Here is a 19031-nt window from a genome sequence, read left to right on the forward strand (position 1 = left end):
CGCGAGTCGTGACGGGCGGTGGCAGCGTCGCGTCGATGTCCCGGACGCCGCGACGCTCACTCCTCGTCGTGTCCCAGCAACCGCTCGCGCATGGAGCGCTCGCGGGCCCGTTCGGCCAGCAGCACCGAACACTCGATGTCCTCGTGGACGTCTAAGACCAGCGAGCCGCGGACGATCCGCGAGAGCAGACCCTTCCCGGTCGCGCCGAGGACCACCAGCGTCGACTCCGTCGCGGCCTCGGTGATGGCCGTCTCGACGTCGCCGTCCTCGAGTCGCAACTCGGCGTCGGCGAGGTCGTTCTCGGCGGCCCACTCCTCGAGGAACTGCTCGCCCTCAGCGAGGGACTCGTCGTCGGTGAGGACGTGCAACAGCGTCACCTCGGAGTCGAACTCTTCGCGGAGCAGTCGGACGACGTCGGCGCTGAGCGCCGAGTCGGGGCCGCCCGCGGTCGGGACGAGGATGCGGGACGGATCGAAGCCCCGCTCTTTCAGCACGAGGAAGTCACAGGGGAGGTCGTGGGTCAGTTCGTCGATGCGCGACTCTGCCCGGCCGTGGGCGGTCGGTCCCCAACCCATGACGACCTGATCGGCCTCGAATGCGCGAGCGGCATCGAAGACCTCCTCGAACGAGCGATGTGAGAGAACGGTGTGGGTCTCGACGGGCACGCCGAACGTCTCGGCGTCGGTCCGGGCCTGCTCGAGCAGTTTCTTGGACTCGGCGTCGAGGCGCTCGTTCTCCTCGGCGCGTGCCAGCGGCGTCTGGTCCGGCACCTGCACGATGTGGACCGCGTGGACGGTGCCGCCGCGTTGCTTCGCGATGGCTCCTGCGAGGGTGATGAGGTCCCTCTCGGTCCGGGGGTTGGCCAGCGGGACCATCACGCGGAAGTCGTCACCCGTCTCGCTCGCGTCCGCCGCTTTGGCGGCGTCGGGGCGGACGGTGTCGGCCGCGGCGACCGCGGCGTCGGGCATCTCCTCGGAGCGGTCGAGGATCCAGCCGGCGAAGACGCCGGCGCTCTCGACGCGCTGGCGGGCGTAGAACAGGTACCACGCGCCCGCGAAGACGACCAGCGCCGCCGACAGCAGGAGCACGAACGGCTCGATGTAGGCGATCAGGGCAAAGGACGAGATCGTCCCGATTATCGGGACGACCGGGTACAGCGGGACCTCGAAGTCCGGATCGTAGTCGGCCGGTTCGGCCTCCCGCATGACGATCAACGCGATGTTCAACAGGCCGTAGACGATCAGGTGTAAGACCGAACCCGCCGTCGAGAGGATCTCGAGGTTACCGAAGAGCAGGAAGACGATGATGAGCGAGCCGGTGATCAGGATCGACTTGTACGGCGTGCCAAAGCGGGGATGGATCTCGTTGACCGACGGCGAGATGATCTTCTCCCGGCCCATCGCGAAGTTGATCCGCGAGGAGGAGAGGATCGAGGCGTTCGCGCTCGAGGCCGTCGCGAGGAGCCCGCCGAGCAAGAGCAGCCCCCAGCCGAGCGTTCCTAGGCCGAAGCCGAAGACGCTGTACTGTCCGAACAGCAGTTCGGCGGCCTCGACGACGGCGGTATCGTTGTTCGCCACGAGGTCGTTCGGGACCGCCGCGAGCAGGACCAGCAGGAAGAGCGCGTAGACGACGGTCACGATGACGACCGAGCCGATGACGGCGAGCGGGAGGTTCCGTCCTGGATCCTTGATCTCCTCGGCGACGGAGGTGATCTGGACGAAGCCGAGATAGGAGACGAAGACGATGGCGGTCACCGGCAGCACCTCGCCGGGGGTCCCCTCCGGGGCGAGCGGCCGCAGCGACTCGAGGTCGGCGTTCAACAGCCCGACGATCGTGAAGGCGCCCAGAATGGCAAGCAGCGTGAGGACGATCCCGATCTGGAGGCCGCCGGTCTCCTTCGCGCCCATGTAGTTGACGGCGATAAAGAGCGCCGCGCCGATCAGGCCGATCGTCTGGGCGGCCGAGATCGTGACGGGCCCCAACCCGATCGCCGGCGCACCCACGAGCTGGTTGACGTACTCGCCGAACCCGTACATGTAGAACGCGGAGGCGAAGGCGAGTCCGAGCCAGTTGGCCCAGCCACTAATCGAGCCAAAGAGCGGCCCAAGGGCGCGATTGATGTAGAAGTACGCGCCGCCTGACTTGGGCATCGCCGTCCCCAGTTCGGAGGCAGACAGTGCCGTGAACAGGGCGGTGACGCCGCCGATGACGAAGGTAAGCGCCGCGAGCGGACCGGCACGAGCCACCGCGGTGCCGGGCAACACGAAGATGCCGGCCCCGATCATCGTCCCGATCCCGATGGCGATCGCCGACAGCAGGCCGAGGTCCTTCGCGAGTTCCTCGTCGGCGCTCATACGGGGCCACCCCCGCCGCCCTCGGCTGGTCCGAGGACGCGGCCCGACGCCGCATCGACGACCCCGACAGAGCGCGGACCTCCGCGCTCGTCGGTCCGTTTCGACCGGTGTCTGCGTCGCTGGGTCGCGTTCGATACCGACCGTCTCGACGGACCGCGGACTCGAGTTTGGATGTTCATCGCCCGGAATTGTGTCGGAACCGATGATAAACTCCCTGATTACGGTAAGGACCTGCGAACGGCTCTCGTGGGCCGACTTCTCGCGGTCCGTCGCGGCAAGCGACCGCCGTCGATCGATCGCGACGCGAAGACGGCATCGCGGTGTGGTCTCGTCGCATCTCGAGTCACCCACACCGGACCGTGTTCAATATCTGTATACAGTCTGCATGAATATCGTGGACAAGTTATTTGTAACCGGTTCCCTTGCCACTACGTATGACGGCAGGACCGCCGATAGACGAACTCCACTTCGCGGACGCACCGACCGTCGACGACGTTCCCGGCCCGAACACGCGGGCCTTGCTCGAGAAACAGCGTGAGATCGACAGCAGCGCGGTCGCGTATCCCGACGACATCCCGATCGCCTTCGAGGAGGGCAAGGGCGCAACCGTTCGGGACGCCGACGGCAACACCTACATCGATCTCTTCGCGGGGATCGGCGTCCTCAACGTGGGCCACTCGAACCCGTACGTCCTCGAGGCGGTCCACGAACAGGCAGACAAGTTCGTTCACACGGTCGACTTCCCGACCGAGGCCCGGCTCGAGTTGATCGAGAAACTCGACGAGATCGCTCCCGACGGACTGGCGGGGAACCAGAAGGTCGTCTTCGGCGGCCCGACGGGTAGCGACGCCGTCGAGGCGTCGATCAAGCTCTCGAAGTACAACACCGGCGGCGACGGCCTCATCGCGTTCCGCGGTGCCTACCACGGCGCGACGACCGGCGCGATGAGCGTCACCTCGAACAAGAAGTTCAAGGGGGACTACACGCCCCTGCTCGCCGACGTCGTCCACGCGCCCTATCCCCATCCGTTCCGCCAGGACAAGGCACCTCAGGAAGCGGTCGACCACGCACTCGAGGAGGTCCAGGCGATCGTCGAGGACCCCTACGGCGGCCTCGCGAACCCCGCGGGGATCATCGTCGAGCCGATCCAGGGCGAGGGCGGGATCGTCACGCCCCCGGAGGGGTTCCTGCAGGGGCTGCGCGACATCGCCGACGACAACGACGTGACGCTGGTCTTCGACGAGATCCAGAGCGGGCTCGGTCGGACGGGCCAGTGGTGGGCCAGCGACTGGGAGGGGATCACCCCCGACGCGATGACCAGCGCGAAGGCGCTGGGCGGTGTCGGCTTCCCGCTCTCGGCGACGATGTACCACGAGGACCTCGACACCTGGGGCTCGGGCGACCACGCCGGCACCTACCGGGGCCACGTCGTCGGGATGCGCGCCGGCACCCGCGCCATCGAGTACATTCAGGACCACGACCTGCTCGCGCACGCCCGTGACCTCGGCGAGTACATTCGGGGGCGGCTCCGCGAGGCGGGCGAGGGCAATGCCCACCTCGCTGACGTTCGTGGCAAGGGGCTGTTCATCGGTGCCGAGTTCGTCGACACCGACGGCAAGCCCGACGGCGATCTCGTCGACGCCATCCAGCAGTACTGCTTCGAGCGCGGCGTCCTCGTCTGGACGGCCGGCCGCCACGGCAACGTCCTTCGGTTCCTGCCGCCGCTTGTGCTGACCCACGATCTGGCAGAAACCGCACTGGACGTCGTCGTCGAGGCGATCGAAGCGGTCACCGCCGAGGCGACACGAACCGCCTGACTCGAGCCCCGACGATCCACATGTCCGACATCGATCCCATCGAAACCGACGACGCGCCGAGCAACGACAACCCCTACTCGCAGGGGGTCCGCGCCGGCGACACGCTGTACGTCTCCGGCTACGGCCCCGTCGATCCCGGGACGGGCGCGGTCGTCGACGGCGACATCGAGGCGCAAACGAATCGGGTCCTCGATAACATCGCGGCCGTCGTCAACGAAGCCGGCGGCGACGGTCTCGCCGACGTGATCAAAGTCACGGTCTATCTGACCGATCTCGAGGACTACGAGCGGGTCAACGCGGCCTACGGTGCCCGATTCGGCGCGGAGCCGCCCGCGCGGGTCTGCGTCGAGGTCTCGCGACTGCCCGATGACGTCCGCGTCGAACTGGACGCGACCGCGTACGTGGGTTAACTCGGTTGGTCACCGTCCGCGTCGGCACCGACGAACGCCGGCGCGAAGGGGTATTCCCAGGCCTCGCCGAAGATCGCCTTCGCCATCGCGACGATCCAGACGAAGACGCTGAGAGCGCCGAGGGCGATCGCGAGGACCGTCAGGGCGAAGACCGGCAGAAAGACGACCGTCTCGAGGAGGTCCGGTACCGGGGCGTACTCGAACAGCGCGTCCAGCCCGAACACGAGGACGACGGTCCCGATGAACGAGCCACTGACCAGCAGATGCCAGTTGAGCGCGTTCCGGGCGTTGGCGCGGGTAAAGTCGTGGGTCGATACCAGATAGATCACGGCGGTGGCGACGATGCCGACGAGTGGCAGTATCGCGATGAAGTGGACGAAAATGCCCAGTAGCGTCCGCTCCGTGAGGATCGACGGGCCGGGTTCGGTCGTTGCGGTTGGTTGTGACATGTGTTCTGTCGTGTGTGCTATTATTTGGGGTTCGATCGATCAGCCGTCGGCACCGAAGCGGCGATTCCGCCGTCGCGGCGCTTACGAACGGCGCGTTCGGCGACGAGCAATACTAGACAGGCGACGAAGAGGTTCCCGGCGGCCACCCAGAGCCCGTGACTGGCACTGACCGGCGCGTCGATCGACAGGGCGGTCAGCACGACGCCGGCGCTGAAAAGCACCAGACTCAACTGGAAGCCCGCGAGGACCAGCGTTCTGATCCCCGCGGGGTTCCGAAGTCGGAGGAAATCCCCGGTAGACAGCGTCTCGAGCGGTGTCTCGTACTCGAGGGCACGTTTTCCCTCCGGCGAGAGCGGCCACTGCGACTCGGGGTGGTTGATGTAGTACAGCGTGATCGTCTCGGGGTAGGTCTCCGCGGCGACGACGTCGATCTCGCGGAGTTCGTCGAGCCGGTTCCGAACCGTCTCCGTGCTGACGGTCGGTCGCACGCGGGACTGGAGCTGTCGGATCGAGAAGAACGGTCGATCCGACTCGAGCATCACCTCGACGACGTGTCGTTGCGTGAGTTTCTTTTCGAACGTGGGATCGATTCGGTCCTCGATCCACGTCGGGAGGGTCGTCATGGGTAGTCCCGGCATCGGTCGGGTTCGAAGTAAACCCCGGGGCGGATTTGCTGGCTCCCAAACGCGACTCCGCCCCCACCAAGGACCGGACGGTGAATGGAAAGGAGTAGTTGAACGGACGTGCAGTCGTGTGATTTCGACCGGTTCCGGACACGCCTCGGCTCAGGACCGACCGCGGCGCTCGCGAACCCGCGTGGCGGCCAGTTCGGCGAACCGGAGGGCGACACAGACCGCGAGCAGGTTCCACGCAGCGGTCCACAGGCTGTGGCCGCCGTGGAACGGTGCCGCGAGCCCGACGACGGACAGCGCGAGCCCCAGCACGAAACACACCAGACTGAGCTGGTAGCCCGCGAGGACGATCGTCCTGATCCCCTCGGGGTTCCGCAGTAACAGGACGTCCCGCGCCGAGAGCCGATCGAGCGGGTTCACTGACGGCAGGGGCCCCGTTGCGGCCGAGCGCCCGGTTCCATCGGGGAAATCGACGTAGTACAGCGTCGTCGCCGACGGATACGTCTCGTCCGCGACGACCCCGCGGTCGCGGAGTTCCGCGAGCCGTTCCCGGACGGTCGCCTCGCTCGCGTCCGGTCCGATCCGGTCTCGAAGCTCCGGTACCGAGAAAGAACGGTTGCTCACCGTCCAGCATCGCCGCGACGACCCGTCGCTGGGCGAGCGTGCGGTTCGGGTCCGATTCGATCCGCTCGTCGATCCACGGTGGGAGGGCGGGCATGCGAACCGTCGCTATCGATCGCCCGCCTGATAAACACCCGACCGTATTTGGTCGCCGCCGACCGCCCCTCGAGCGATGCCGTGTCGGTCTCGATCTACCGTCCAGATCGTTCGGGGAGTCGTTCGGCGGTTGGTGGCCGCCAAAATCGCGCCCGGTTTTACGTCCGTCCCCTGCCGAGGGTCGCATGCGGGGGTTTTGACCCGCCCGTCGGCCCTCCACGCGCCCCCTCGATCGACCGCCATCGACCGGCCCGCGTTGCCGGATCGTGTCGCCCCGTCGTTTCGCAGTCGGTCGAGGGGACGGCTTCCCTGCGATTCTACATCGATCGTGGAGAAATAGTATACGATTATTGACTACGGTTAAGTATCCGCCGCGCATACAACCGGCAAGAATGTCCTACGAGGTGCGAAACAGAGTGCGGGATCTCCGGCGGGCGTTTCACCGCCACCCCGAGCCCGGCTGGCGCGAGTTCCGGACGACGGCCCGGGTCGTCGAGGAACTCGAGCGGATCGGGGTCGACGAGATCGCCGTCGGCCGCGAGGCGCTGGCGACCGACGAGCGGATGGCGGTGCCGCCCGAGTCGGAACTCGAACCGTGGCGCGAGCGCGCCCGCGAGGCCGGGGTTCGGTCGGACCTCCTCGAGCGGACCGCCGACGGACACACGGGGGTCGTCGCGACGCTCGAGCAAGGCGAGGGCCCCTGTCTGGGGCTGCGGGTCGACCTCGACGCGATCTCGATGCGGGAATCGACGGCCGACGACCACCGGCCGGCCGCCGAGGGGTTCCGGTCGGAACACGACGGCTACATGCACGCCTGTGGCCACGACGCCCACCTCGCGATGGCGCTTGGGGCGCTCGAGACGGTCAAAGCAAGCGAGTTCGAAGGCACGTTCAAGGTGTTCTTCCAGCCGGCCGAGGAGATCTCCGGTGGGGGGAAGGCGATGGCCGAGAGCGGGCACCTCGACGACGTCGACTACCTGCTGGCGTTGCACGTCGGGCTGGATCATCCGACCGGCGAGATCGTCGCCGGCATCGAGAAGCCGCTGGCGATGGCCCACCTCACCGCGACCTTCGAGGGGGCAAGCGCCCACGCGGGGAAGGCCCCGAACGAGGGGGCAAACGCCATGCAGGCGGCCGCGACCGCCATTCAGAACGCCTACGGCATCCCCCGCCACAGCGACGGGCTGACCCGGGTCAACGTCGGCCGGATCGAGGGCGGGACCGCGAGCAACGTCATCGCCGAGGAGGTCACCATCGAGGCGGAGGTCCGCGGCGAGACGACCGCCCTGATGGAGTATACGCGCACCGAACTCGAGCGGGTCTGCTATGCCGCCGCGGAGATGCACGACTGTGACGTGACGCCGCGGATGATCAGCGAGTCCCCGCGCGTCGACAGCCACCCCGCCCTGCGGGACCTCGTGGGCAACGTCGCGTGGGACGTCGACGGCGTCGAGCGGGTGATCCCGACCGAGGAGTTCGGCGTGAGCGAGGACGTGACCTATCTCATGCAGCGTGTCCAGGACAACGGCGGCTTCGCCTCCTACGTCCTGATCGGGACCGACCACCCGACGAGCCACCACACGCCGACGTTCGACATCGACGAGACGAGCCTCGCGATCGGCGTCTCGGTACTGGCCGAGACCGCGGTCGAACTCTCAAAGCGGCCGGTTTGAGCGACGGCTCGCGACGCGGAACCCCGTCGACGAGACGGCGGCGCCGGACCGATCGTCTGCCATCGCGACCGGTCACCGGTCCTCGGTCGCCAACGTGCGTCGGTACGTCCGGGTCTCGAGCGCGTCGTCGAGTTCGATCTCGAGCCGGTCGCCGTCGACCTCGAACCGAACCAGCACGCCGTCCCCGAGCGGTTCGCTCTCGCAGCGCCACGCGGTCGACCCGTACTCCAGTTCGGGCGTCCGGTAGTCGATACCGTGGTCGTGCAGGAACGCGATGGTGGGTGCTCGCGTCAGCGCGTAGTAGAACGCTGGCACCCGGAACGAGACGCCGCACCGCCGACAGCGCATCCCGACTATCACCATCGTCGCGGTCTCACATCCGAGCGTTTCCAGTCGGGTCTCCGACTCCGGACTGTGAGCGGCGATAGCGGCTTCCTCGAACCGTCCCGCACAGTGCGGACAGACGTCCCAGGAGACGGACTCGAGGTACCACAACGCCCGCCGGTTGGCCCACGCGAACAGTTCGTCCGGGTCGCGGCCTCGGGGCGAGTTGAACGAGAGCATCATGTCGAATAGAACGCCGTGATCCGGACACGACACGGTGATGACGCCGGTATCGACCGCGGCCTCGAGGCGCTTCCCGTCGGCCGGACACGTCCACTCGAGCGGTCCCGAGACCGCCTCGTGACCGGCCGAGAACGTCCCAGCGTAGATTTCGTCCACGACGCGCGACCCGGCCGTCGTCAGCCAGTACTGCCCGTCCTCGCTGCGAACGAACTGATCGCGGAGCTCGTTGACGTGATAGTTGAACCGACCGCCGTCCTCGATGCCCACCGCCGATCGGAGGTCACTGTAACTCATTCCCCGGTGGTCCCAATTCGGCCGACGCGTCTCCGCGAGCGCCAACAGTATTCGAATCCGTAACGGGTTCGACAGCGCGGAGAGGTTCTCCGCGATCGTCTCCGGATCCACGTCTCCGCCCATACGCTGCCATCGCGAGCGCCCCATATTGACCTGTTGTTCGCTAGCTATCATCGTCAGGCGTCCGCCGAAGTGACAAATAATCTACTAAAATACTCTTCTCGAAGATCGCTTACCAAAATGTAGTTCTCCAAACATCTATTTGGTGGACGCCGGTACACTGTCCCGGAACGCATGACTGGAGAAACCGAACGTGACGACGCGGCGCCACCCCCGAGCGAACGGGGCGATGCGAACGGGGAAGTCGCAACGGAAGTCGGGTTCGAGGGTCCAGCCGTGGTTTCGGTTGACGAGCCGATCGACCTCGCGATCACGGACGTTTCCGTCGAAACCGTCGACATCCGAGTTTCGTTGACGGATCGGCGCGGCCGCGATTGGGAAGCGGACGCGACCTACGACGTGTCGGGGGACACACTCGACCTTGACGCTGCGACGTCGACGGACGGTGAGGTCACGGGTGGCGTGACCGAACTCGTCCAGCGAGCGACACCGGTGGCGGGTTCGGACCCGTTCGAACCCGAGCGCGACGGCGACGATCTGACTGTCCGTGTCGAACGCGACGGAGCGGCGCTCGGTTCGACGACCATAGAACGCAGGTTCGGGGGCGGGGACGTCACGTCCGAATCGGTCGACGGCGAGTCGTTCGTCGGCAGGATCTACGAGCCTCCGGGAAGCGATCCGAAACCGGGGGTGGTCGTGCTCCACGGATCGGACGGTCAATCCGCCGACGGGATCGCACAGTTGCTGGCATCGCACGGGTTCACCGCGCTCGCCGTGCAGTACTTCGACTGGCGGGGCGAGTACGAGCGCCTCCCGGCGGAACTCGTGGGGGTGCCGCTCGAGTTCGTCGCGGCCGCCGTCGAGCGGGTACTCGACCGGGACGGCGTTCGCGGCCCCGACGTGGGGCTTTTCGGGACGTCGAAAGGCGGTGAACTCGCGCTCCTCGCCGGGAGTCGACTCGAGTCGGTGGGACCCGTCGTCTCGGTCAACGGCAGCGGCGTCGTCTGGGCGGGCATCTCTCGGCGGGAGTTTCCGCCGGGACCGTCGTGGACGGTCGACGGCGAGCCGGTTCCGTACCTCCCGTACACGGACGACCGCTCGGTCTGGGACGTACAGCCACCGATGGAGATGGAACCCGGCTACTCGCAGTCGCTCGAGGACGCCGACGACGAGACGATCGCCGCGGCGACGATCCCCGTCGAGTCGATCACGGGGCCGGTCCTCCTCGTCTCCGGCGGTGCGGACCGGATGTGGGACTCCGAGGAGCTCCACCGTATCGCGGCCGAGCGACTCGAGTGCCACGATTGCGACTACGAGCAGCTGGTGTATCCGGACGCGGGACACGCGATCACCGTCCCGTATCTACCGACGGAAAACCGCGAGCGAACGGCGCAGTTCGTCATGGGCGGTTCGGCGGCCGGCTACGCCGAGGCGGACGGCGACCACTGGCCGCGCGTCCTCGAGACCCTCGAGACGCTGCGGACGTGACCCGTCGGCTCCTCTCCCCATACACGGACGGCCCGTTCGGGCGTGAATTCGTCCCCTCGAGCGACGAAGCTATTCGGCATCCATCACGTTCTCCGCAACGGAAATATTAATTCGCGGGCCCACCGTGTGTCACGTATGAGCCAGGACGACGTGCCGGAGTCGTTACGGACGGCGGCGGACTCGGATCGCCCGCGCGGGATTCTCACGCCCTCCGACCGCGACTTCCTGCTCGGTCGGAAGACCGACTACACCGACCACTCCAAGAAACAGAAGCGAAACCGCATTCGGCGACGGGTGCGCAACGCCGTTCTCGATTTCAGCATTCTCTTCGAGTACATGGAGGAACGCGACCGCGAGACGGTCTTCGACCCCGACGACGAGGAACGCGACGCCTACACGCAGGGGATCACTGACATGCTCGCGTTCCTCCATCTCGGGACGATGGGGTATCACACCCCGTTCAAGGACATGCTCTCGGAGGGGGTCGGCAAGGCCGAACAGCGCCTGGCCGGCTCGAACTATCGGATGGTCAACGTCGAGTTCAACGTCGATCCGGTCGGCCAGATCGACGTCGACGAGGTCGTCGACAAACTGGAACACGAGGAGTTCGCTCAGCTCACCGACGAGGAACTCCGGGCGTTCGTCCGCCTGTTGACGATGTCCGACGACTTTTCGCCGACGGAAACACGGGCGGAGATCAAAGACCGGGTCGACGAGTTCGCCGAGCGGGTGACCGAAAGCACCGAGGCCCGCGAGCGGGCAGTCGAAGAACTAACCGACTGATCCGTCATCGAATTCCGTTTGCGACGACGGGCGACTCGAGGCCGGTACCCGGTCGCGGTTCCCACGCGTTCGTTCTCACGTCGTGGGGGGTGACACCCCTCCACGACACGCAACGCCAGTCCAGCACGAGTTCCGCCCTCGACCGGTGCCACTTCCGATTCGAATACGATTTCTGATTTCACCCGGTATTCCGCTACCTATCTTCTGTCCGAGAATAGATTTGGTGTTTTGTTTTTTGGCTTAGTTTAGTGGCTGATTGAACACATCACTGCCATACTTGGTGTGTTTTAGTCTTGTGTAGAACTAAACATAATTCGTTTATTATTCTCGCGAGTGAGAAACACTTATTGTATACGGCGTCAATGGTCGCGGTATGCCATTACGCAGCATGGCAAATGGTCGGTGGAGAACGGGGCAATCAGCGAGCAGCCGCTCGATTTGCGGGGGTGAAGCCGGATGAGCGACGCGGACCGGGGGATGGTCGACGAGTTCCTCGAGGAGATCGACACGACGGTCTTCCTGTTCGGCGCGCTGTTGACCGTCGGCGTGATCGCGGCGTTCTTCATCAGTCCGAGTACGGTGGAGAACGGTATCTCGACGCTGAACGATCAGATGCTCGGCGCGTTCAACTGGGCGCTGCTGTTGATCGTGTTCCTGATCGTCGTCTTCCTGTTGTTCCTGATCATCGGACCGTGGGGGAAGATCAAGATGGGAGACGAGGATCCGGAGTACAGCTTCCTGTCGTTCTTCGCGATGCTGTACTCCGCGGGGTTCGCCGCTGGCGTCGTGTTCTGGGGCCCGACCGAGGGCCTGTTCTACTACGCGAACCCCTCGCCCCTGTTCGGCGGCGTCGAGGGGGGATCGGCCGCAGCGATGACCGTCGCGATCCAGCAGACGCTGTTCCACTGGGCGCTGCCCCAGCTGGCGGTGTTTACGATCATGGGGGTCGCGATCGGCTACTTCGCGTACAACTACGAGAACGTCCCGTTGCGGGTGTCCTCGGCATTGACGCCGATCATCGGTGCCGATAATCTCGACGGTCCGTTCGCCAAGGTCGTCGATATCCTCGCCGTCTTCGCGACGATCGGTGGCGTGGCCACCTCGCTCGGCTTCATCGGGAGCCAGTTCATCACCGGACTCGACTACCAGTGGGGGATCAGTATGGGGAACATCGGTATTCTCCTCGTGGTGACCTTCATGACGCTCCTGTTTACCACGTCGATGGTGCTGGGGGTCGACAAGGGGATCCGCCGGCTCTCGAACTTCAATATGATCCTCTTCGTCGTCCTCATGGTGGGGACGTTCATCGTCGGTCCGACGCTGTTCCTGATCCTGCTCGGGACCCAGGCCGTCGGCGGGATGATCACGGACTTCGTCTCGATGAGCCTCTTCACTGGGGCCGGCACCTTCGGCGCAGGAAACCCCGAGGCGACGAACTGGATGAACGCCTGGACCGTCTTCTACTGGGCGTGGGCGCTCTCGTGGTCGCCGTTCGCGGGCCTGTTCATCGCCCGCATCTCCAAGGGACGAACGGTTCGCGAAGTCGCGTTTACGGGAATCGTCGCGACCTCAGCGGCGACCATCCCGTGGTTCACGATCGTCGGCGGCACGTCCGTCTGGTCACACCACAACGGCATCGCCGACTTCGGTGCGGTGATTGCCGGTGAAGCTGGGCCTGAAGTTTCCGGCTTCATCCTGTTCGAAACGTTCCCCCTGGGATCGCTGTTCATGCTGGCGTTTATGATCCTCGTGACGACGTTCTTCGTCACGTCCGCGGACTCCTCGACGCTGGCCGTCTCGATGATGACGACCGGCGGCAAGGCGCGCCCGTCGACCATCAATCGCGTCTTCTGGGGTGTCGTCCTCGGCATGACCGCTGCGATCCTGATGATCCTCGGCGGGACCGGCAGCGCGAACACGCTCCAGCAGGCGGCGATTATCACCGGGACGCCCTTTGCCTTCGTCTGCTTCCTCGCGATGCTCTCGCTGATCAAGGACTTCGGCTCGAACTACGGTCGCGTCCTCCTGCAGGACGAAACCGTTCTCATCGGCTCGAGCCGGAAGACCGATACCGACTCTCCGTCCGGCCCCGCTGGGACCGTCGAAACGGACGACGACTGACCGTCTCGCGGCCCTCCGTCCGCGGTTCGGCGATACCCGCCGGCCGTCATGCTGTCCGCGTTTTTCCCGTCGTGACCGCACACCCTCGCCAATCTATAACAAGTTTTAATGTACGAGGTACACATAAACTGTGTATGGATAGGGACACGGCGGAACCCGATGCGGACGCGCTTCCCGGGCCGAACGCCCAGCAGTGGGTCGACTTCCACCAGGAGTACTCCGCGCCCAGCGAATACTCCCACGAGTTCGTCTGGGACGTGACCCGCGAGGCCGACGGGCCCTTCGTCACGGACGTCGACGGCAACGTCCTGCTCGATTTCACCTGTCACATCGGCGCGGCACCGCTGGGCTACAACAACGAGAAGGTCCTCGAGAAAGTCCGCGAGTTCGACCTCGTCGAACCCATGAAGATCGCGGGCCAGGACATGTACTTCGGCTCCGGGCCCAGTCCCGACGAGGCCGAGTTCCCCGGCTCGAGTCACCTCATGCAGAAACTGACCGAGGTCTCGAGCCAGTACGGCATGGACACGGTCTTCCTCTCGAACTCCGGCGCGGAGGCCATGGAGAACGCGATGAAGATCACCAACGACTACCGCGCGCCGGCCAAATACGGCGTCGCGTTTTCGGGGAGCTTCCACGGCCGTACCCTCGGCACGCTCTCGCTGACGAAGTCCAAGGACGTCTACACGCGCCATTACCCCGAGATCAGCGGGATCGAGACGGTACCGTTCTGCGCCGACCGGGGCTGTGACGCCGACAGTTGCGACTGCGGGTTCTTCGCCGGCGGCGGCTCGCAGCTCCGCAATATGCTCGCGCCCGAGGGCGGCCACGTCGACCCCGACGAGATCGCCTTCCTCACGCTCGAGCCGATTCAGGGCGTCGGCGGTTACCGGTTCCCCAGCGAGACGTTCATGGAGGAAGTGGCCGCCGTCACCGACGAGTACGACATTCCACTGGTCGTCGACGAGATCCAGGCCGGCGTGGGCCGGACCGGCGAGATCTGGGCCTCCGATCACTACCCGATCGAACCCGATGTCATCGCCAGCGCGAAGGCCTTGCGCGTCGGCGCGACGATCTCCCGGTCGGAGGTCTTCCCCAGTCAGAAGAACCGGCTGGGCTCGACCTTCGGCGGCGGCGACCTGCTCGGCTCGATGATGGGTGCGTTCACGCTCGAGGCCATCCAGGACCACGACCTGCTCGACAACGCCACCCGACGGGGCGAACAGGCGACGGAACTCCTTCGGGACGACGCGCCCGACCACGTCGAGGACGTCCGCGGGAAGGGGCTGATGCTCGCCGTCGAGTTCGACACCCCCGAACGCCGCAACGCCGTCGTCGAGTCGGCCCTCGAGCGCGGGCTGCTCACGCTCGGCTGCGGGAAGAAGACGATCCGGCTGCTGCCGCCGCTGGACTCGACCGAACGCGAGATCGAACTCGGCATCGACATCTTCTGCGAGGCAATCGAAGCCGTCGGTCCGAGCGCGACGGTCGCGTAAAAACCGGCGTCGTCCGTCGCCCTATCGCGGCTCGATTACCACGGTTCGTTCTTTAATTCGAGTTTGTACGCGGCCATGTTCGTCGTCACGTGCAGGATCGGGGTGAGGACGACGACGACGAGGATGACCTCGAGCGTGAACCACTCGCGGAACCACTCGAAGTCGAGCAGCGCCACGAGCGGCAGCGAGACGACGACGAAGTCGAGCTGGTCGAGGCCGGGGAACATCGCGCCGCGCTGGCGGCCCGTCCGGCGTTTGAGAAAGGAGGCGAGGATGTCACCGAGCATCGCGCCGCCGGCGAGACCGAGCGCCGCGAGCGGGGTAAAGGCCGGCACGTCGAAGCCAAGGGCACTACTGACATCGCCCGCGATGACCGTCAAGACGGCCGCGAGCGCGAGGCCCGCCGCGACACCCATCGCCGTCCCGCGCCAGGTCTTCCCGTCGCCGAGTACCCGTTTGTCACCCCAGGTCCGGCCGCCGTCGATCGGTTGACCGCCGCCGGCCAACACCGCGGCGTTGTTGGGGACGTACGCGGGCAACATCGCCCAGAACGCGATCACGAGCGTCTCGAGTACTGCCATATCGGCCGGAAGGAACCGACGTGTCTTAACGGCCGGTGGTTCGATCGGACGGGCCGACCGGTTCGAGACGGCTGCCTCGCCCTCGAGCCGGCTGTGGCCGACGGTCCGGTCCTCGCTGCCCGCCCGGCCCGTTCCATAGTAAACAGTATCTGTATCTACTATACACGAAAAGATTTTATTACTACTTGCCGATGCTCTTCGTAGAGGTCCTGTTACCATGCCACGAGAGCATATTTTCGACGAGGCCGAATACGAGCGACGGGTCGAACGGACCAAAGAGCGGTTGCGCGAGGAGGATCTCGACGCCATCGTCGTCGCCGATCCGGCGAACATGAACTACCTGACCGGCTACGACGGCTGGTCGTTCTACGTCCATCAGGCCGTCGTCGTCACGCCCGACCGCGACGAACCGGTCTGGATCGGCCGCGACATGGACGGTGGCGGCGCGCGGGCGACGACCCACCTCGGCGACGACAGCATCCGCGCCTACAGCGACGATCACGTCCACTCCCCCCACGACCTCCACCCGATGGACTACGTCGCGGGCGTCTTGGAGGAACTCGAGGTCGCGGACGGCCGGATCGGCCTCGAGATGGACGCGGCCTACTTCACCGCGAAGTCCTACACCCGACTGCAGGAAAACCTCCCCGAGGCCGAGTTCGAGGACGCGACGCTGTTGGTCGGCTGGGTCCGGATCAAGAAATCGGAGCAGGAACTCGAGTACATGCGCGAGGCCGCCCGCATCTCCGAGAACGCGATGCGGGCGGGGCTGGACGTCATCGAGGAGGGGGTTCCGGAGTACGAGGCCGCGGCCGCGATCTACGAACAACTCATTACCGGCACCGAGGAGTACGGCGGCGACTACCCCTCGATCGTCCCGCTGATGCCCTCGGGCGACCACACCGGGACGCCGCATCTGACCTGGACCGACCGCGAGTTCGAGGACGGCGATCCGGTCATCATCGAACTCTCCGGTTGCCGCCATCGGTATCACTCCCCACTGGCTCGAACGACGTTCGTCGGCGACCCGCCCGCGGAACTCCAGGAGACCGCCGACATCGTCGTCGAAGGGATCGAGGCCGCGCTCGACACCGTCGAACCCGGCGTCACCTGCGAGGCGGTCGAGAAGGCCTGGCGCGAGACCATCGCCCAGTACGGCCTCGAGAAGGAGGACCGGATCGGCTACTCGATGGGACTGGGCTACCCGCCGGACTGGGGCGAACACACCGCGAGTATCCGTCCCGGCGACGAGACCGTCCTCGAGGAGGACATGACCTTCCACATGATTCCCGGCATCTGGACCGACGAGATCGGGATGGAGATCAGCGAGACGTTCCGCGTCACGAGTACGGGCGCGGAGACACTGGCCGACTTCCCACGGGAGTTATTCACGACGTAACGCGATCCACACCCACCATGGAACGCCAACCATACTACTGTCTTCGATACGACTAGCAGACTGATGACTACCTCATCACCCGCGACGGAAAACGAATCAACGGACGAACCCGCCTCGGCGCTTGTCACCGCGCGCCGCCAGCTCGAGCGGGCCGCGACCCACGTCGACGTCGACCCCGGCGTCGTCGAGCGACTGAAACACCCGACACGGGTCCAGCAGGTATCGGTCCCCTTAGAGCGCGATGACGGGACCGTCGAGGTCTTTACCGGCTACCGAGCCCAGCACGACGACGTCCGCGGCCCCTACAAGGGCGGCCTGCGCTACCACCCCGAGGTCAGCGCGGAGGAGTGTACCGGGCTCTCGATGTGGATGACCTGGAAGTGCGCGGTGATGGACCTGCCCTTCGGCGGCGGGAAAGGCGGAATCGCCGTCGATCCCAAGTCCTTGACCGACGACGAGACCGAGCGGCTCACCCGCCGGTTCGCCGAGGAACTGCGCGATGCCGTCGGGCCGACGAAGGACGTCCCCGCGCCCGACATGGGGACCGACGCCCAGACGATGGCCTGGTTCATGGACGCCTACTCGATGCAACAGGGCGAGACCATCCCCGGCGTCGTCACCGGGAAACCGCCGGTTATCGGCGGCTCCTATGGCCGCGAGGAAGCCCCCGGCCGCTCGACTGCCATCGCCGCTCGCGAGGCGATCCAGTACTACGACCGGGAGGCCTCCGAGACCACGGTCGCCGTGCAGGGCTTCGGCAGCGTCGGTGCCAACGCCGCCCGCCTGCTCCACGAGTGGGGCGCGTCGATCGTCGCCGTCTCCGACGTCAACAGCGCGGTCTACGACCCCGACGGGCTCGACGTCGAGGCGATTCCCTCCCACCACGAGGAACCCGAAGCGGTCACCAGCTTCGCGAACGACCTCGAGGGCGACGATAGCGTCCGTCGGCTCACGAACGAGGAACTGCTCGAACTCGACGTCGACGTCCTGATCCCGGCCGCGGTCGGCAACGTCATCACTGCCGACAACGCCGACGCGATCGCCGCGGACATCGTCGTCGAAGGGGCCAACGGCCCGACGACGTTCGCGGCCGACACCATCCTCGAGGAGCGGGACGTGCCGGTGATCCCTGACATCCTCGCAAACGCTGGCGGCGTCACCGTCTCCTACTTCGAGTGGCTCCAGGACATCAACCGCCGCCAGTGGTCCCTCGAGCGGGTCAACGAGGAACTCGAGGACCACATGCTCGAGGCCTGGACCGATGTCCGCGACGTAGTCGACGCCGAGGGGCTGACGTGGCGCGACGCCGCCTACGTGGTCGCGCTGTCCCGGATCGCCGAGGCGAAGGAGACGCGCGGCCTCTGGCCGTAGTCGGCCCGGTCGCCAGCGATGGGTCGGACTGGCGACTCCCGGCCGAGCGCGGTTGCGAAGGGAAGCGCTCATGTCCCGCCGGTCACATACTCCGACAATGGCGTGGAAGCGCGAGTTCGCGAGCGGACTGATCGTCATCGGTCCGATACTCGTCACGCTGTACGTTCTCTACCGCGTCTACGCGCTGGTGACCGGCATCGTGCCGATGGTCCCGATCGACGCCGTACTGAGCGGGGTGATCACGCACGCGCCGACCCGGTCGCTGGTCGTCGATGTCTCGCACGCGATCGTTCCGCTCGTGTTGTTCTCCCTCGTGACCGTCGCCGTCGGGTTTCTGACCCGAACCACGGTCGGTGACCTCTTCACGCGCGGCATCGACCACGTCGCGAACCGCGTTCCGGGGTTGCGCGTCATCTACAACGCGTCGAAAGTCGCCGCCGAAACCACGTTCGGCGAGGAACAGGCGCTGCAGGAACCGGTCAGGGTCGAGAACTGGAACGGCGTCGAGGTGCCCGCGTTCAAGACCGGCCACACGACTCCCGACGGACGGCCCGTCCTCTTTATTCCGACCGCGCCGAACATCTCCTCCGGTTTCGTCGTCGAGGCCGATCCCGACCGCGTTACCGAGACCGACGAACGCGTCGACGAAACGCTTGCACACGTCCTGAGCGGCGGGTTCGGCGAGTCGACTCGACCGGATGGGGCGTCCCCGACGGTCCCCTTCGAGACGACCGACGATCACGCCGACGACGAGTGACG

General features: G+C 66.0%; 16 protein-coding genes. 10 read left to right on the forward strand and 6 right to left on the reverse strand.

Going from position 1 to position 19031, the window contains the following annotated elements:
- Positions 1–56 precede the first annotated feature (56 nt).
- A complete protein-coding gene (locus tag ACERIM_RS06880) occupies positions 57–2354 on the reverse strand; it encodes an amino acid permease (RefSeq protein ID WP_373631838.1) in 2298 nt (765 codons plus the stop codon).
- A 434-nt stretch (positions 2355–2788) separates the two neighbouring features.
- Between ACERIM_RS06880 and ACERIM_RS06885 the strand changes: the two genes are divergently transcribed.
- Both ACERIM_RS06885 and ACERIM_RS06890 read left to right on the forward strand, forming a co-directional pair.
- Complete coding sequence (locus tag ACERIM_RS06885) at positions 2789–4171, forward strand: aspartate aminotransferase family protein (RefSeq protein WP_373631839.1); 1383 nt, start codon at positions 2789–2791, stop codon at positions 4169–4171.
- A 20-nt stretch (positions 4172–4191) separates the two neighbouring features.
- Entirely contained in the window at positions 4192–4581 is a 390-nt protein-coding gene (locus tag ACERIM_RS06890) for a Rid family detoxifying hydrolase (protein ID WP_373631840.1), read from the forward strand.
- Here the strand turns inward: ACERIM_RS06890 and ACERIM_RS06895 are convergent.
- The 3 genes from ACERIM_RS06895 to ACERIM_RS06905 form a co-directional block, all read right to left on the reverse strand.
- A complete protein-coding gene (locus ACERIM_RS06895) occupies positions 4578–5030 on the reverse strand; it encodes a DUF4870 domain-containing protein (protein ID WP_373631841.1) in 453 nt (150 codons plus the stop codon). The two genes, ACERIM_RS06890 and ACERIM_RS06895, sit on opposite strands and share 4 nt — an antisense overlap.
- Positions 5031–5050: 20 nt before the next feature.
- Positions 5051–5653 (reverse strand): hypothetical protein, encoded by a 603-nt coding sequence (locus ACERIM_RS06900; RefSeq protein ID WP_373631842.1) that lies wholly within the window; start codon positions 5651–5653, stop codon positions 5051–5053.
- Positions 5654–5815: 162 nt separating this feature from the next.
- Positions 5816–6286 carry a hypothetical protein gene (locus ACERIM_RS06905; protein WP_373631843.1) on the reverse strand — a complete coding sequence of 157 codons (471 nt, stop codon included), beginning with the start codon at positions 6284–6286 and terminating at the stop codon, positions 5816–5818.
- Between the two features lie 485 nt (positions 6287–6771).
- On the opposite strand from ACERIM_RS06905, the gene ACERIM_RS06910 reads away from it, so the two are divergent.
- Entirely contained in the window at positions 6772–8052 is a 1281-nt protein-coding gene (locus ACERIM_RS06910) for an amidohydrolase (protein WP_373631844.1), read from the forward strand.
- A 72-nt stretch (positions 8053–8124) separates the two neighbouring features.
- On the opposite strand, the gene ACERIM_RS06915 is transcribed toward ACERIM_RS06910, so the two are convergent.
- Positions 8125–9036: a hypothetical protein gene (locus ACERIM_RS06915; RefSeq protein ID WP_373631845.1), complete on the reverse strand. Its 912-nt coding sequence runs from the start codon at positions 9034–9036 to the stop codon at positions 8125–8127.
- 273 nt (positions 9037–9309) lie between these two features.
- Here ACERIM_RS06915 and ACERIM_RS06920 point away from each other — a divergent pair, with 273 nt between their 5' ends.
- From ACERIM_RS06920 to ACERIM_RS06935, 4 genes are all read left to right on the forward strand, one after another.
- Complete coding sequence (locus ACERIM_RS06920) at positions 9310–10521, forward strand: acyl-CoA thioester hydrolase/BAAT C-terminal domain-containing protein (RefSeq protein WP_373631846.1); 1212 nt, start codon at positions 9310–9312, stop codon at positions 10519–10521.
- A gap of 135 nt (positions 10522–10656) precedes the next feature.
- Positions 10657–11304: a hypothetical protein gene (locus tag ACERIM_RS06925; RefSeq protein ID WP_006651177.1), complete on the forward strand. Its 648-nt coding sequence runs from the start codon at positions 10657–10659 to the stop codon at positions 11302–11304.
- 456 nt (positions 11305–11760) lie between these two features.
- Positions 11761–13425 carry a BCCT family transporter gene (locus tag ACERIM_RS06930; protein ID WP_373631847.1) on the forward strand — a complete coding sequence of 555 codons (1665 nt, stop codon included), beginning with the start codon at positions 11761–11763 and terminating at the stop codon, positions 13423–13425.
- A gap of 134 nt (positions 13426–13559) precedes the next feature.
- On the forward strand, positions 13560–14921 hold the full coding sequence (locus tag ACERIM_RS06935) for an aminotransferase class III-fold pyridoxal phosphate-dependent enzyme (protein ID WP_373631848.1): 1362 nt from the start codon (positions 13560–13562) through the stop codon (positions 14919–14921).
- A 35-nt stretch (positions 14922–14956) separates the two neighbouring features.
- On the opposite strand, the gene ACERIM_RS06940 is transcribed toward ACERIM_RS06935, so the two are convergent.
- The gene (locus ACERIM_RS06940) at positions 14957–15502 is read right to left on the reverse strand and encodes a CDP-2,3-bis-(O-geranylgeranyl)-sn-glycerol synthase (protein WP_006651180.1); all 546 of its coding nucleotides are present in this window, start codon (positions 15500–15502) and stop codon (positions 14957–14959) included.
- A gap of 217 nt (positions 15503–15719) precedes the next feature.
- Here ACERIM_RS06940 and ACERIM_RS06945 point away from each other — a divergent pair, with 217 nt between their 5' ends.
- From ACERIM_RS06945 to ACERIM_RS06955, 3 genes are all read left to right on the forward strand, one after another.
- Positions 15720–16901: a M24 family metallopeptidase gene (locus ACERIM_RS06945; protein WP_006651181.1), complete on the forward strand. Its 1182-nt coding sequence runs from the start codon at positions 15720–15722 to the stop codon at positions 16899–16901.
- Between the two features lie 63 nt (positions 16902–16964).
- A complete protein-coding gene (gene gdhB, locus ACERIM_RS06950; RefSeq protein WP_006651182.1) occupies positions 16965–18272 on the forward strand; it encodes a glutamate dehydrogenase GdhB in 1308 nt (435 codons plus the stop codon).
- Positions 18273–18369: 97 nt separating this feature from the next.
- Positions 18370–19029: a DUF502 domain-containing protein gene (locus ACERIM_RS06955; protein ID WP_373631849.1), complete on the forward strand. Its 660-nt coding sequence runs from the start codon at positions 18370–18372 to the stop codon at positions 19027–19029.
- Positions 19030–19031 lie beyond the last annotated feature (2 nt).

The organism is Natrinema sp. H-ect1, assembly GCF_041821105.1.
Taxonomy (GTDB): domain Archaea; phylum Halobacteriota; class Halobacteria; order Halobacteriales; family Natrialbaceae; genus Natrinema; species Natrinema thermotolerans.